Annotated in this window: 6 protein-coding genes and 1 pseudogene; all 7 read right to left on the reverse strand. The window is 76.6% G+C overall.

From position 1 onward, the window contains the following. Window positions 1–13 precede the first annotated feature (13 nt). Window positions 14–1,624 (reverse strand): annotated as a pseudogene (locus ACZ5WK_RS26200) (AMP-binding protein); the annotation flags it as partial. A 593-nt stretch (window positions 1,625–2,217) separates the two neighbouring features. Continuing rightward, complete coding sequence (locus ACZ5WK_RS26205; RefSeq protein ID WP_465550636.1) at window positions 2,218–4,437, reverse strand: hypothetical protein; 2,220 nt, start codon at window positions 4,435–4,437, stop codon at window positions 2,218–2,220. Continuing rightward, complete coding sequence (locus ACZ5WK_RS26210) at window positions 4,434–6,512, reverse strand: protein kinase family protein (protein ID WP_465550638.1); 2,079 nt, start codon at window positions 6,510–6,512, stop codon at window positions 4,434–4,436. The genes ACZ5WK_RS26205 and ACZ5WK_RS26210 overlap by 4 nt, the downstream gene beginning before the upstream one ends. Next, window positions 6,509–9,061, reverse strand: coding sequence for a hypothetical protein (locus ACZ5WK_RS26215; RefSeq protein ID WP_465550640.1), 2,553 nt, complete (start codon window positions 9,059–9,061; stop codon window positions 6,509–6,511). The genes ACZ5WK_RS26210 and ACZ5WK_RS26215 overlap by 4 nt, the downstream gene beginning before the upstream one ends. Then, window positions 9,058–12,645 (reverse strand): tubulin-like doman-containing protein, encoded by a 3,588-nt coding sequence (locus ACZ5WK_RS26220; protein WP_465550642.1) that lies wholly within the window; start codon window positions 12,643–12,645, stop codon window positions 9,058–9,060. The genes ACZ5WK_RS26215 and ACZ5WK_RS26220 overlap by 4 nt, the downstream gene beginning before the upstream one ends. Before the next feature lie 144 nt (window positions 12,646–12,789). Beyond that, on the reverse strand, window positions 12,790–15,135 hold the full coding sequence (locus ACZ5WK_RS26225; RefSeq protein WP_465550644.1) for a vWA domain-containing protein: 2,346 nt from the start codon (window positions 15,133–15,135) through the stop codon (window positions 12,790–12,792). Window positions 15,136–15,211: 76 nt separating this feature from the next. Further along, window positions 15,212–15,745 carry a Pycsar system effector family protein gene (locus ACZ5WK_RS26230; RefSeq protein WP_465550646.1) on the reverse strand — a complete coding sequence of 178 codons (534 nt, stop codon included), beginning with the start codon at window positions 15,743–15,745 and terminating at the stop codon, window positions 15,212–15,214. Window positions 15,746–15,749 lie beyond the last annotated feature (4 nt).

The raw sequence follows: 15,749 nt of genomic DNA on the forward strand, positions 1-15,749 counted from the left end.
TGGCGGGCCGCGCGGCGGCCCGGCGGCGCAGCTCGGCCCGGTGCAGCTTGCCGGTCGCGGTGCGCGGCAGCTCGGTGACGAACTCGACCTCGCGCGGGTACTTGTACGGCGCGATCGTCCGCTTGACGTGCTCCTGGAGCTCCCGCTCCGTCTCCGGCCCGGCCGGCACGCCCTCGCGCAGCACCACGTACGCCTTGACGACGCTGCCACGCCGCTCGTCGGGTGCGCCGACCACCGCGCTGTCCAGCACGTCCGGGTGGCCGGCCAGCACCTGTTCGACCTCGGGCCCGGCGATGTTGTAGCCGGCGGAGACGATCATGTCGTCGGTGCGCGCCTGGTACCAGAAGTACCCGTCGGGGTCGCGGACGTAGGTGTCGCCGGTGAGGTTCCAGCCGTTGCGGACGTAGCCGAGCTGGCGCTCGTCGCGCAGGTAGCGGCACCCGGTGGGGCCCTTGACGGCGAGCAGGCCCGGCCGGCCGTCGGGTACCGGCGAGCCGTCGGCGTCGAGCACGGCGGCCCGGTAGCCCGGGACGGGCCGCCCGGTCGCGCCGGGGCGGATGTCACCGTCGGCGGCGGAGATGAACACGTGCAGCAGCTCGGTGGCGCCTATCCCGTCGACCAGCCGCTGTCCGGTGGCCGCGTGGAAGGCCTGCCAGACGGAGGCCGGCAGGTGCTCGCCGGCCGAGACGCAGCGCCGCACGCCGGCCAGCCGGTCGGCCAGCCCGGCGGCCAGGATCGCCCGGTAGGCGGTCGGCGCGGTGAACAGCACGCTCACCCGGTGCCGGGCGACCTGCTCGGCGAGCTCCTCCGGGCCGGTCTGTTCCAGCAGCAGCGTGGCGGCCCCGGCCCGCAGCGGGAAGACCACCAGCCCGCCGAGGCCGAAGGTGAAGGCGAGCGGCGGCGTGCCGGCGAAGAGGTCGTCGGGGGTGGGCCGCAGCACGTGCCGGGAGAAGGTGTCGGCGTTGGCCAGGACGTCGCGGTGGAAGTGGAGGGTGGCCTTGGGCCGGCCGGTGGTGCCGGAGGTGAAGGCGATCAGCGCCACGTCGTCGGCGGCGGTGGGCACGGCGGTGAAGGGGCCGCGCCGGGCGGCGCAGCGGGCGGTGAGGTCGTCCGGTCCGGGGCCGCCGTAGGCCAGGACGGCGAGGCCGGGCGTGGCGGCCCGTTCCAGCTCGGCCAGGTTGCGGTGGTCGCACAGCGCCGCGACCGGCAGGCTGATCTCGATCATCGCGGTCAGCTCGGGCGCCCGCAGCAGCGGCATGGTGGTGACCGCCACCAGGCCGGCCTTCAGCACGCCGAGCCAGCACGCCACCAGCCAGGGGGTGTTGGGGCCGCGCAGCAGCACGCGGTTGCCGGTGGCAAGGCCCAGGTCCTCGGTCAGGACCCGGGCCACCGCGTCGGCGTGCTCGCGCAGTTCGCCGTAGGTCCACTGCTCCGTCGGGGTGAGCAGGCAGGGCCGGTCGGGGCCGAGGCGCTCGATCGTCTCGTCGAGCAGCGCGTGCGCGCAGTTGAGCCGGTCCGGATAGGCCAGCTCGGGCAGTTCGAAGAGAAACTCCGGCCACTGGTCGAGCGGCGGAAGGCTGTCGCGGCAGAACGTGTCCAGATGCGCTGAGGGTGTGAGCTCCATGTGGCGGCACCTCTTCGGCGAGCGGGGAGTGAGGCCAGTATGGCGCTCTGGTGACGCCAGTCAAGAGAGCGATACACGCATCGGAGTGAGGGGCTGCGCCTGCGCGGCGGCCCTCTGCCCGGCGGGCGGGTGGCCCGTGGGGCCCGGTGAATATGACCCTGGCATGCCAAGGTGAGGAGCGGTCATCGGAGGGGGATCATGTGAGCCTCCGCAGGTCTCGCGGGCTTTCCACCCGCCGGAACGCCCCGCTCGGCGCGTCTCGACCGGCTCGCGGCCTGCGGGCCGGTCCAGGAGTTCCAGACGCCACCTGAGCGCCCATCACCCGTGCCGGCCGTGGCGCGGGGGTATTCGGCCGGCGCGCCGGACGCCGGCCTCCTCCGATCCGGGGGCCCGGCGTGCGCGGGCCCCGCAGGCCGGGCTTCGGCGTCCCGCCTGCGTCGTCCGGAGGCCGTGGCCCCTGGTCCGCTTCTCCGGATCGAGCCCCGGGTGGTGAAGTCCGCCCCCGGGGAGTGCGACTCCCCGGGGGCGGACGGCCAGGTCGTCGGCCCGGGCTCCCCGGCGGCCGACCCCCGTCGGCGCCGGGCCGCCGGGGGTCAGTGACGGGAGAAGAGAACGGTCAGGGCGAGTACCAGGAGGATCAGCAGACCTACGGCGAATGCCGCGATCCGCGGGAGGTCGTCGCGCTGGTCGCCCTGGTGGTGCGGCTGGTTGTACAGCGGCTGGGGAGGGTGCTCGGGCGGCGCAGCGGTCGCGAACGACGGGCGCGCGGGAACGCCCGGCCCCGGAGCGACTGCCGCCTCCGGGGCACGCGCCGGTGCCGTGGGGGCCTGCGCCTGCGGTGGACGTCGGTCCACCGGCTGAACCGGCTGCCCCGGCGCACCCGCCCGCGGCGCGGGCGCCGGGGGCGGCTCGGCGAGCTGCCCCGCCGCGGGCGGGTCCGGGGACGCGGGGCCCGCGTGCGGTGCGGGCGCCTTGGACCACACGGCCGCCGGCCCCGCCCGGCCTGCTGCACCCGGAGTGCCCGGAGCGCCCGGAGCGAGCTCGTGGAGCAGCCGGCGCCAGAGCTCGGGCGGCAGGTCGGGCGGCAGGCCGGGTTCTGCCTGTTCGCCGGGGGGTGGCACCAGCCGGCGCAGCAGTCGAGCCTCCAGGCCGGTGCCGGGACGGACGAGTTCGCCCAGCCACGCCCCGAGCGCCTCGGTGTGGTGGGGGTCCCGGGTGTGGGGGGCCACCGCCCAGCGGAACAGCCAGGCGGCCCGTTTCGCGAGTCTGTCGTCGTCCGCGCTGTCGTGGCCGACCGGGTCCAGTCCGGGTCGGTAGAGGTAGAGGCGCTGGTGCAGGACTTCGGCGCAGAGCTCGGACGCCTGCTCCGCGCTGCGCCCCCCGCGGCGGCTCAGGCCGTCGAGCAGCCGGTTGACCGCCGGGAAGGGGAGGGCCTCCTCCCCGAGGAGGCCGAGCACGTCCCTGTCGCTCAGCACGGCGATCCGCCGGTCCAGCTCGTGGCGCACGGCCTCGGATGGGGCGGGGCCGATCCTCAGGAGGTCCTCGTGCAGCCGCGACAGCGAGGGCGGCGAGGGCGAGGGAGCGGGGGCCGGCAGCGGTGTCTCGTGCACCGGCTCCTCGTACAGGGGCGCCTCGTCGGGGTCGTCCGCCGCCTCGTAGCGGCGTCCCCCGGTGTGCGCGCCGCCGGGCCGGTCGCCGGGCCCCTCGTGCGGCCGGTCGCCTGCCCGGCCGTCGGCCCGGGTGCCGGTCCAGCCGTCGGTCCAGCCCTCGGCCCGGTCACCGGCCCAGCCGCCGGGCCCGGTGGTGCGCCGGCTCCCCGGCCGGCCGGTGCCGGTGTGCACCGGGTGCTCGCCCGGCCGGGCGGCGGGCGTGGAACCGCCGCCGGGCCGCCGCGGCCGGACGCCGAGCACGTCCGCGAGCTCCCGCAGCCGCGCCTCGGCCGGCAGCCCCGCGCCGTCCGGCAGCTCCCGCGTCAGCTCCGGCAGCCCCCCGGACCGGCGGCCCTCCTCGGTGGCGGCGAGGCACCGCTCCACCAGGTGGCCCGCGAGCTCGTGCGCGAGGTCCGGCTCGGGGCGCCTCGGGTCGATGCGGTAGCGCGACCGCTGCTGCCCCGAGTCGGTCGACCAGTCCGCCACCCAGGTGACCATCAGGTCGTGACGGTCCGTCATGTCGTAGGTGGCGAAGGTCCACGCGCGGCCCAGCCACCGGTAGCCGAAGACCTGGTACAGGCCGGCGATGACGACGCCGGACCGGTTCTCCCCCGGCCAGCCCGGCAAGGCGTCGCTGCGCAGGGAGAGGCGGTGCGTTGGGCGGCGCAGCAGGGCGGCGGTGGCGGCGGTGAGCGCCTCACGGACGTCGGGCAGCTGCGCCAGCGTGTCGGCCCAGGCCGGTTCCGCGGCGTCCCACAGGGCGGTCCGCGGCACCGGATCGCACCGGCCGCTCTCCTGTTCGGCGAACTCCTGCCGGCTCCACGTCCAGTCCCGCAGGCCCAGGCAGGTCCTGGGGCCGAGGAGGTTGGCCGGCCCGAGCAGGACGTGCGCGGCGGTGTTGGGCCGGCCGCCGGCGTCGGCGGTGGGCCACCGCTGGACGAGGGCGGCCTCGCCGTCCTGGAGGACGGTGCGGACGATGCTGGGGCGCAGCGCGTCGTCGACCCGGAGCATCGGGGCGAGCTCGTGGGCGAGGTCCTCGGCGCGTTCCCTGGCGCAGGACCAGGCCGCGGCGGCGGTGCCGGAGCCCCGCCGGCCCTGGTTGCCCTGCCAGCGGAACGCGATCTGGTCGACGGTGTCGAGGGGGCCGGTGCCGGGCGTGCTCATGCGTCCACCTCCTCGCCGGGGCCGCCGTCGGCCAGCTCGACGATCCCGTGCATCGCGAGCAGCGAGAGCAGGGGTTCGAGTACCCGCTGGGCCCGGACGCCGCGGGGGTAGCGGCTGTCCTCCTGCCGTCCGCCGGTCGCCGAGGCCACGTGCAGGGTGCAGTGCAGGGCGGTGTCGAAGGGGCGCAGCCAGGCCTTGCCGGCGTGGCGCTCCAGCAGTGCGTACACGTCGCGGCTCTCCTCGTGGATCCGTCGGCGGCTCAGCGGGGTGTGGCCCGGTTCGCTGAGCCAGCGGTCGACGGGGGGTTCGGATCGCAGCAGGTCGGCCTTGGCGACCACGACGGCGGACGGGACCGTGAGGTAGGGGCCGGTCCTGGGGATGCGGTCCAGGGCGGTGGCGAACGCCGGGTCGCCGTCACGGTTGACGTGCTGGCCGAGCGCGGTGCGGATGTCGTCGAGCTGGGCGAGCGGCATGGCGAGCGTGGGGTCGACGACGAAGACCAGGGCGTCGATGCCGAGCAGGAAGCGCAGCAGTGCGTCGGTGCGCAGCAGGTCCTCGCCGGCGAGGTCGAAGAAGGCCAGCGGTCGGATCCGCCCCCGCGCGTCGGTGATCAGCAGGGACTCCACGAAGCGGGCGGACTCGCTGTGCCCGAGCCCGGCGGTGTGGGCGAGCACCCTCCCGTCGCGCAGCGGCACCACCCGGTTGTTGAGGAAGCTGGCGTGCTGTTCCGGGTTGACGGACTGCCAGCTGACGCCGTACGGCTTCAGCCGGTCGTCGGCGATCTCGGCGATCATCTGGGTGAGCAGGTGGCTCTTGCCGGTGTTGGACTGCCCGATCATGGCGACCGTCAGCGGGCGCCCGTTGGTCAGGTAGGGAACGGGGATGTGGTGCGGCGGCACGCCGGCGTTGCCCTGGCAGAGCTGGAAGGCGCCGCGCAGCTCGTCGGCGAGCAGCCGCGGACTGCGCTGCGCCCCCAGGTCGTACGGCTGGAGCTCCTGGACGGCGTCGGGGGTGTAGAGGGCGGCCGGGTCGAAGCGGATCAGCTCCAGGCAGTACGGGCAGAGCACCTCGCCGGGCGCGGCGTCCGTGGCCTGCTCCGGCTCCGGCCCGCCGCCGCCGTGGCCGACCGCTCCGCCGGGCGGCGCCGCGCCGGCGGAGCGTTTGAGCGCGAGGGCCCGGTCGAACGCGGCCCGGTGGGCGGTGAGGCCGTCGCCGGCCAGCCGGGTGGCCGCGGGGGCCCGGTCGGGGGCGAGCAGGCCGAGCAGGGCCGCCGGGGCGGGGCGGTCGGAGGCCCGCGGGGCGAACGAGGGCCCCATGGTGTGCGCGAGCGACCGGTGGTCGGCCAGGTCGGCCGGGGCCCGGTCCGGGTCGCCGGCCCGGCCGGTGACGAGGCGGTACATCACCTGGGCGGCGCTCCACAGGGCGTCGCGGGGATCGCTGCGGCCGATCCCGCCGCGCACCTCCGGCGGTGCGTAGGGCGCGGGGCCGCGGGGCGCGCGGGGCCGCCCGGTGTGCGTCACCGCGTCCAGGCCCCAGAGCTGGATCTCCGAGCCGTCCCAGCGGACGGTGGCCGGGGTGATGCCGTGGTGGACCAGGCCGAGCTCCGCCAGCAGGCCGACGGCGTCGACCAGGTCCCGTTCGATGATGCGCAGGTGGGTGCTGGGGAGGCCGTGCAGCTTGTCGGCGGTCCGGCCGCGCGGGGGCCGGTAGAGCACGAACGGCTCGGCCACGTCGAGCTCGTAGCCGATCACGACGGGGAACGGCCGGGCGGCGCCGGGGCTCCCGAGGGCGTGGTGGAGCCGCAGCGCGGCCGCCGCCTCGGTGTCGAGCGCGGCGCGGGCCGCCTCGGCGGCGCCGGGCGCGTCGGGGTCGGCGATCCGGACCTGGACGCACCGCACGCGCTCGTTCAGCAGCGCGTTGCGCGTCCGGGGCAGGCCCCGGGCCGACGGGCCGGCATCGGAGCCGAACCGGGCCCAGGCGTGGCACCGCCTCCCGTCGGGATCGAGGAAGGACAGTTCGACGGGCTCGGCACGGGCGGGGCCGCCGCTCTGCGGGCCCGGCCCGGGGGCGCTCACCACTGCTCCTCCTCGGTGTCGGACGGCGCGTCGTGCCGCGGCCGCACGGTCTCGACGACGCCGGCCCGCAGCGCGGTCAGCCGCAGCATCCCGGCGTACCGGCCGGCCGCGGTCCGGACGTCCCGGCTCTCCTGGTGGCCCGCGGCCGTGCCGACGACCGGGTCGGCGGCCGAACCGGCGGCGGAGCCGTCGCGGGCGGCCTCCGGGGCGAACCGGATCAGGGCGACGGCCGCGGGGTTGCGGCTGAGCAGGTCCAGCTGCTCGGCGGAGCTCAGCTGGACCACGCCCTGCCCGTCCGGGTCGACGGTGGCCGGGTCGGCGACCCGTCGGGCGTCGATGCCCAGGAGACCGGCGGGCCCGCTGCGGACGCGGTGCGGCGCGGTGAACGGCGGGGCGGGCAGCACGTCGTTGTGCCGCAGGTGTTCGCGGGCCACGCCGAGGAGTTCGCGGACCCGCTCGGCGATCCGCTCCTGTGCGGCGTCGCCGGCGTAGCCGCGCTCGACCGCACCCCAGTACGGCTCCAGGGCGGTCAGGGTGGCGTCGGTGAGGTCGGCGGCCAGGGTCGGCACGAGGTCGGGGCCGCCCTTGGCCTCGCCGCGCTCCAGCCAGCGCGGTGCGCCGGGGCGGGCAACCGGACCGGGACCGGAGCCGGAGGCGCCCTCCCCGTCGGGGCCCGGACCGGCCTCCCCGATTCCGGCGGGCTCGTCCGGCCCGGCGTCGGGCCACCGGTCGGGCCGCGGCGGGACACTGGTCCAGTCGAACTCGTCCTGCCAGGACAGGTCGTCGTCGCCCTCCTCGGCCGGCCCGTTCAGCCAGTCGTCGGCCGCCTCCTCGGTGGCTGCGGGCGTGTCGGAGGCGAGGTCGCGCGTCGCCTCGTCCTCCGCGGCCTCGGCGGTCGCCCGCAGCACCCCGACCACGGACAGTGCGGCGTCCGCGCAGTAGCGCCGCTCCTCGACGGCCCAGCACTCGCGCAGGGCGCGGGCCAACAGGTCGTCCAGGCCGTTCAGTTCGTCCTGCAGCGGGGTGACGCCGCGTTCGCGGCCCCAGCGCTGGGCGTGCATGTGCCAGGCCCTCAGCAGGAGCCAGGCCCAGCACCCGAGCGCGAGCAGCAGGCCTGCCACGGCCGACCAGACCGGAAGGCCGGCCAGCTGCGCGGTCACCGCGGCCACGGCGGCGCCGGCGAGCGCGGCCGCACCGAGCCGCCGGGCGTCCGCCGGCCGGGCCGGGCCGCCGGGCAGGCGGAAGGCGACCAGCAGCATGCCGAGCACGACCAGCACGGGGACGGTGAGGGCGGCCGCCGTGGCCGACCAGGTCCAGAGGCCGCCGGCGGCGCCGAGGAGTCCCGTCACGGCGAGCACGCCGTTGCCCGGCGGGTCGGGGTCCAGCGTGCGCTCGCCCGGTTCGGGCGCGCGCAGCCGGTCGAGGTCGGCCAGCAGCGGTGCGTTGGACAGCGGCTGCACCTGCTCGGAGAGCAGGGCGAAGCGCTGGGCCACCGAGCGCAGCGGCAGCCCTTCGCGCAGCAGCCCCAGGGCGAGGCTGCGCAGGCTGTCACCGATCCGCTCGCCGCTCGTACCGGCGGGTGCCACCGCCATCCCGAGCCGGGCGAGCCGGGTCGAGGACTCGGCGGCGGACTGCACGCCGGCCGTCCCGCCGTCGCTGCGCAGTACCTGCCCGACCACCTCGCGGTAGCGGTCCAGCGCTTCCCGGGCGCGGCCGAGCGCCGACTCCAGCTCGGCCCGGCCGGCGCCGGTGAGCAGGCCGGCGGGGCTGCCGAAGGTGACGAGCTCGGTCTCGGCGTCGGCCAGGGCGTCGACGGCCGCGTGGTGGGCGCGGGCGGCGGCTCCGCCCTCCTCGCGCCGGCCGGGGCTGCCGGTGGTGGCGCCGGTGACCAGCGAGGAGAGGGCGGGCGGCAGGTCCCCGCCCGTACGGGCCGCCGGTCCGGCGGGGGAGGCCGTGTGGGAGCCGGCGAACCGCAGCAGCGCCTCGCTCCACGCCTGGCTGCGGACGTCCGCGGACAGGCCGTGTTCCAGGACGCGCAGCCCCGGAGCGGCCACCCCCTCGGGGAGGCCGCCCAGCACGTCCAGGGTCTCGTCGTACACCTCGGGGATGCTGAGCAGGTCGACCAGGACGGCCAGCGCCTGCGGGTCGTCGGGCGCGGCCGGCTCCTGGAGGCCGTCGCCCGCCTGGAGGTCGCCGGCCCAGAGCAGGCCGGCCTCGGGGCCGCGCAGGGTGGCGGGTCGCACCAGCCGGCGTTCGGCCGGGTAGCCCTCGGAGGCACTCGCCGAGAGGCCGCCCACCAGCAGGCAGAGCACGTGCACCCGGCCGGGGGTGCGGTAGCCCATGATCTGCTCGTACCGGGTGCGGTGCTCGGCCAGCCCGGCGGGGGTGTCGACCACCAGGAACCGCTGGTCGTGCGGTTGCGGCCGGCCCTGGCGGGCGAGGCGGGCCGAGACGGCGGCCCGCAGGCCGGCCGGGTCGGTGCCGGCCAGTTCGTCCGTGCGCAGGTCGAGGTGGACGACCGGTGCGGACTGGGTCAGGGGTGCGCTCACGCGGGCTCACCGCCCCGGCGGTCCGTGGTCGGTCCGTCAGGGTCCTCGTCCCACCAGGACGGGCGGTACGGCGGCTCGGACGGTTTGTGCAGCGGCGGCTCGGCCCACTCCGGGGACGGCTCGTGGCCGCCGTCGCGGCCGGGGTCCCGCCCGGACCCGCGGCCCGGGTCGGCGCCCCGCTCGCCCTCGTGGGGCCGCTCGTCGGCGTAGGACCGCTCGTCGGCGTAGGGCCGGTCGGAGTCGCGGTCCGGTCCGCCGTCGTGGGCCCGGCCGGCACGCCGGTCCCGCCCGTCGCCGTCGTTGCGGTCGCCGTCGCGGCCCTGCTCGGTGCCGGGCCAGGCGCCCCCCTCGGCCGGCCGGACGGTGCCCCAGTCGTCCTCCTCGCGCACGGCCCGCGGCTGGTGGGCGGGCCCGTCGTCGTCGACGTCCTCGACCGGCCGCGGCGACAGCTCGCCGCGCTGGATCACCTCCAGCAGCCTGCCGAGGTTCGGCTGCACGGCACGCTGGTCGCCGAAGTCGAGCCTCAGCGCCCCCGGCAGGGTCTCCGCCCAGAACTGCCACAGAGGGCGGAACCAGCCCTCGACCCGCTCCCCGCCGATCTCCCGGCGGGACTTGAGCATGCGCAGCTGCTGCGGCGCGACCTGCTCGACCAGCCGCACGAACAACGGATCGGGCCGGCTGGCCGAACGCGACAGCCCGACCGGGCGGGCGCTCATCAGCCGGCTGCAGTAGTCCCCGACCGTGCGCTCGTCGTCCAGCACCGTCCAGCGCTCGTAGGCACGCAGCAGCTCGGCCCAGCCGGAGACGCCGTTCTGCTGCTCGCCCAGGCGCAGCCGCACACCCGGCACATCGGTGCCGCGCTCGCGGAACAGCCGCAGCCGGATCAGCTGCGGGGAGTCCTCGGGCCCCTCCAGCACGTCCACCTGGCCGTTCCACAGCAGGCAGAGCAGCCGGTGCAGCACGTTGCGCCGGTCCGCCTCGGTGGAGACCAGCCAGTCGTCCCGGTGGCCGAGGCGCTGGCGCCAGCGCAGCACGTCCTCGCTCTGCTCGTTGTCCTTCACCTTGGCCCAGTGGCGCAGCACCTTGCGGGCCTCGGGCACCTCGGTCAGGCTCATCTCGCTGCGGAACAGCACGACCGTGATCGACTCCGTGTCGACCCCGCGGAACTCCGGCCGCGCGTCCTTGGGCAGCCGCAGCTCCTTGCGCAGGAACGCCTCGACCTCGTCGACGTTCTTGACCCGCGGGTACGTCACCAGCGCCTTGAGCGGCCCGGTGCCCTCCGGGACGAAGCCGGCCGGCAGCAGGCCGGCCAGCTTGCGGCCGAACTGTTCCAGCGCCTCCTTGCTGACCAGCTCGGCCTCCTCCGCGCTGCCCGCCGCCGCGGCCAGCAGCACCCCCATGGACGGCAGCAGCGGACGCTCCTCCAACTGCGCGCCGCTCTCGGCGAAGAGCCGCTTGACGCCCGCCTCCACGACCGCCTTGACACCGCCGACCGCGCCGTCGGGGCTGCGCCGGCTCGCCGTGTTCGCGGCGCGCCACTCGTCGCCGCCGACCAGCCGCAGCAGCAGGGCGGCCTGGTCCTCGGTGTTGGTCAGGCCCTCGCGGGCGGCGAGCCGGGTCACCAGGTCGTCGTAGAAGTGCTTGAGGTCCCGCTGCGGCGGCAGCAGGTAGGAGACGCCGGTGCGGTCCTCGTACAGCACCCGGGACTGCTCGGCGAACGCCCTCGGCTCCTGGTCGGAGTGCTTGCGGAAGGCCGAGACCAGGCGGCTCACCTCGGCGTCCAGGGCCCGGGCGGTCGGCTCCCAGCGCTGCTGCTGGTTCTTCCAGCCGTCGTGCCAGAGCTGCCGGCTGCGCCAGCGGTACCAGGCGTCCTGGGCGCGCAGCACGGCCTGGACGTCCTCGTCCCCCCAGCGCGGCTGGGCCAGCCCGCCGATCCGGCGCTTGATCCTCGGGACGGACGGCGGCTGGTCGCGGGTGCCCGGCGGCAGCGCGGGCATCCGGGTGCGGTTGTCGAGCATCCCGAGGAAGCCGAGCCGGGCCAGGTCGTTCGCCTCCTGCGGAACGCCCTTGACGATCCGCTCGACCGTGAACGGGTCCACCGTGGCCAGCAGCTTGTCCACCGCCCTGCGCGGCGCGAAGTCCCTCGCCATGTCGGCGGTGCGCAGCGCCACCTGGCGGGCCAGGTTGGCGAGTTCGGACTGCATGTCGCTCAGCCGGGCGGCCAGCGCGGTCTCGATCGCCGAGCTGCCGCGCGGCTCCGGGGCGAGCGGCTGCAGTTCGAGCGCCGGCCGCTCCAGCAGGTCCTCCAGGCCGGAGTCGGCGAACATCTGCTTGACCAGCTCCTCCGCGGACCGGTCGGAGCGGTGCGAACGGTCGCTCAGCTGCTCGACCGAGGCGCGCAGGATCCGGCCCGAGACCAGGGCGGCCAGCTCGTCCACGGGCGCGGTCATGGAGGCGACCAGGCTGGTGGAGACACCCCGCCGGCCGATTCCGGACGGCGCCATCGCCGCCCGCTGCACCCCCCGGTTGATGAAGCTCGCGGCGAAGGTCTGGTAGTCGTCGTCGGCCCGGGCGCGGGAACTCTGCCGGCCGTCGCCGAGCTCGGTGCCGATCAGCGACATCACCAGCGACACCATGGAGCGCCGCAGGTCGTCCTGGCGGATGCCGGCGGTGCGGTTGAACAGGAAGGCGGTCGGCAGGATGCCGGTGCGCAGCCGGATCGGGGCGGTGTGCGGGTAGCGGATCCGCAGCGTCAGGTCCTCGTCGAGGTCGCCGAGTTCGGCGCCCTCGACGGGCGCGTTCTGCTCGTCCACCAGCCGGAAGAGGTCCACCAGGGCGCGGGCGGAGTTCAGCTCCGCCTCGCGGCCGCCGCCGGTCGCCGGCGGGAACGCGGACGGCATCACCACCAGCGGGTAGATCTTGACGCCGTCGAAGCGCTTCTCCCGGAAGGCGTGGTTGATCAGGTAGAGGTAGTCCAGGAAGATCCCGGCGCCGGTGCCGCCCGCGACCGAGAAGGCCACGAAGACGTCGCAGCCGGACACCTGGCCGCCGCCGAGCTGGCTCAGCACGCCGCCCGCGCGCGCGAGCGCGTCGATGGCCTGCATCAGCGGCTCCAGCACCGGGTCCGGGCCGTTGCGCAGGGTGCCGAACAGGCCGGCCCGACCGACCGTGGGCAGCTGCCCGGCGCCGTTCTTCAGCGGGGTGACGCGCGGTTCGCTGTTGCGCGGCGGCAGCCAGGCGGCGGTCTCGTCGGGGAGGCTGGCGCGGAGCATCTTGGTGACGTCGGGCGAGCTGTCGAAGTTCGGCAACAGGTCGTGGGTGGCGCGCGAGGTGCGGCTGTAGGCGGCCCGCAGGGCCGGGTCGACGGTGGCGTGCGGCAGCCTGGCCAGGTCCGCCTCGCTGAAGTCGGCGTAGACGAACTGCAGGCAGTCCGGCAGCTGGTAGGGCGCCAGGTCGCCGAGGTGGCCCAGGGCGGTGCCGTCGGGGCCGCACAGTTCGGCGCGCAGTCGCCGCTCCAGTTCGGCGCCGACGAGGCCGCCGGTGCCGCCCAGGCCGACGAAGAGCATCGGCTGGAAGATCTTCATGAGGTCCGCCTTCATCCGGCCGCGCGGGGCGGCCGGCTCGGGTGTGGCTGGGACGGGTGTGTCTGGACGGTGGAGGGAGTGGGACGGTCGGGGGCGGGCCGGGGCGCCGGGCGGGCGCCCCGGGTCACCGGCGGTCGGGCAGGGTCACAGGTAAGGGGAGACCGGCGGCTGGTCGGCGGCCGGTGGTCGCCCGCCGCCGGCCGGCCGGCGCGGGTCGGCCGTCGCGCCCCGCCCCGGCGCGATGTCCAGGCTCAGCCCCTCCGCCAGCGGCACCGGGTGGCCCGGGTCGAGGCGGGACCTCGCCTGCCGTCGGGTTTCGAGCATCGCCCCGCCGTCCTGGTTGCGCTGCACCCGGTAAGGGCCGCCGGGCCGTCGCACGATCCGGGGGTTCGGGCCGCCCACTCCGACCACGTCGAACTCGTACCAGCCGCCCGTGCCGGCGGTCGCGGTGAGCTGGCCGACCTTCTGGCCGTCCGCGTCGAGCAGGAGCAGCGAGAGCCCCGCCGGGCTGGTCCGCGCCCACCGCAGCCGGCGCAGGGTCAGCAGCACCACCACGGCGACCACCAGCACGATGCCGGTGATCAGGCAGGCCCACCACCACCGCTCCCAGAAGGTCGGCGGCGGGGTGACGGTCAGCGACAGCGGGCTGTCGACGAGGACCCGGTCCCGGTCGGAGGTGTCGACCACGGTGACCTTGCCGCCGAGCCGCAGATCGCCCCGGTCGAGCAGCCCCCGGAACGCCTTGGACCCGCCGGCGGTCAGCGTGACGTCGACCCGCCGGGACTCCCCGGGCGCCAGGGTGATCTGCCCCGGCTCCAGCTTCAGCAGGCCCTCGGAGCTGTCCGTGACGGCCAGCCGCAGGGTGTGCGCGACGCCGTCGCCGTTGTGCAGGGCGACGGTGCCGGCGACCTCGTCCCCGGGGTGGATGCGCCGGTCGGCGCCGCCGTCGAGCGTGAGTGAGGCCGTCACCAGGGGCACCGCCGGGGCGACCAGGGTGCCCGCCGAGCGGTCCTCGTCGGCGATCAGCCCGGCGGCGGTGAGGGTGCCGGAGGCCTTGATCCGGCCGGTCGCGCCGGCGGGCACGGTGACCGTCCCGGTGAAGGTGGCGTCGCCGCCCTTCGGGTCCGGGGCGACGCCGTCGTCGGCCAGTCTGATCGGCACGGGGGCGAAGCCCTCACCGGTCAGGCCGGCACTGACGCCCAGGTCCTTCAGGTCCTGCGGGTCGGTGATCTGGAACCCCTTGCGGGTCTGCAGCTTGAGCGTCACCACCGCCTGCTCGCCGGCCCGCGGCGAGGGCGGGGCCATGGTGATGGAGCTGCGCAGCGCACCGCGCCACAGGACGCTGACGGAGGCCAGCTGCGCCCGGTGGTCCTCGGGGGCGTCCAGGTGGATCCGCCACTGGCCCGGCAGCGGGTCCGTGATGCGCAGCGACTCGACCGACTGCTGGCGGCCGGAGAGTTCGAACTGCGAGACCGGGTCGGTGGTGGTGCCGGTGATCTCGCGGCCGGAGGGGTCGAAGTAGGTGGCCGTCACCGCCGGGTCGCCCTTGTCGACGACGATGCTGCCCACGGTGGTGAGCGGAGAGATCCGCACCTGGAGGTCGATCGGCGGGCGGCCGCTGCCCCCGGGGGTGGTGCGCAGGCAGTGCGCGGCGGCGAAGGCGGTCTCCAGCGCGCTGCCGACGGTGGCGGAGTCCGGCACCACCGAGGCGCGGGGCTTGGCGTCGGGGAGGTTGACGCAGCCGTCCTGGAAGCCGCCGGCCGCCATCCGGTCCAGGGCGGCCCGGTCGATGTCGGAGCCGAAGCCGAGCGGCCAGACCTGGATGCCGGCGGCCTTGGCCGCGGCGAGGGCGCGGCTCAGGGCCTCCTCGCCGGCGGCGGCGCGGTGGGCCGGATCCCCGTAGGCCGGGCTGTCGCTGACGTCGAGCTTGCCGTCGGTGAGGACGAACAGGACCCGGGGCGTGGCCGGGTCGGTCCCGGTGCTGAGCCGGCTGACCCCCTGCAGCACGGCGTTCGGGAAGTCGGTGCCCTGGCCCTCACCCGGGGCGCGGCTGTGCAGCTTGCCGATGCACGCGCCGATCTGGTCGCGGCCCGCGGCGTCCAGGACGGTGGGCGGGCAGACCTCGTCCACCGGGTGCTGGGAGTCGTTGTCCGCGCTGGCGAAGCCGAACACGCCGATGGTCGAGGCGGGGTGGACCTCCCCGAGGGCGATGCGGACGGCGGCGGCCCGCTCGCGGTCGAGGTCGGCGGCCTTGAGGCTGCCCGACTCGTCCACGGCCACCGCGTAGTTGACCGGGCCGATGGCCGCCGGGGCGGCCGCGCCGGTGCCGGGCTCGTCGGCCGCGGCCGGGCCGGGCGGCAGGCCGGCGGTGAGCAGGGCCGCCGCGGTGAGCGCTGCGGCCCGACCGAGGCCGCCGGCGCGCCGGGGCCCGGGCGCCCGTACGCCGGTCGTGCCGCGCCGGCGGAAGGGCGCGAAGGGCAGGTGTTGCACCGTCGTCTCCTCTGGATCAGGGGGCGTTCGGCCGGCCGCCCGGTGGAGGGCCGTCCGAAGGGGGCGGGCCGGGCGCTCAGGTGAGCAGGAGCCCGGCGGTGGCGAGGACCGAGCCGGGCGCCAGGCAGGCGACTCCCCAGCGGATCCAGCGGTACTTGGCGGCGAGGATGGTGCTGACGTCGACGGCCTGGACCAGCAGCCAGTCGAGCGGGTCGCGGCCGGCCGCGGCCACCCGGCCGGCGAGTGCGGACCGGCCCTCCGCGGCGACGAGGTCGCCGAAGAAGGTGACGCCGTCGCGGTCGCGCAGGGTGCCGGTCCGGGGCAGGATCGCCCGTACCAGCGCCACGGCTCCGGCGGCCCAGAGCAGGCCGCCGAGCGCGAGCAGCACGGCGGCGAGCGGTCCGGGCCGGTCGGCGGCCCAGCTGCGGCCCAGCAGGAGGGCGGGCAGGCCGAGGGCGGCGGTGAGCAGGATCGATGACTTGGTGTCGGCCCGGCCGATGTCCTCGCGTACTGCCGCCAGGAGGCGGTCGGCGACGAAGCGGGCCTCGTCCGGGCAGGGGGCGGCGGGGGGGTGCGGGGCCGGGCCGGTCTCGGCGTGGGTGTCGGTCACGAGT

This window comes from Kitasatospora sp. NPDC032757 (assembly GCF_055579305.1).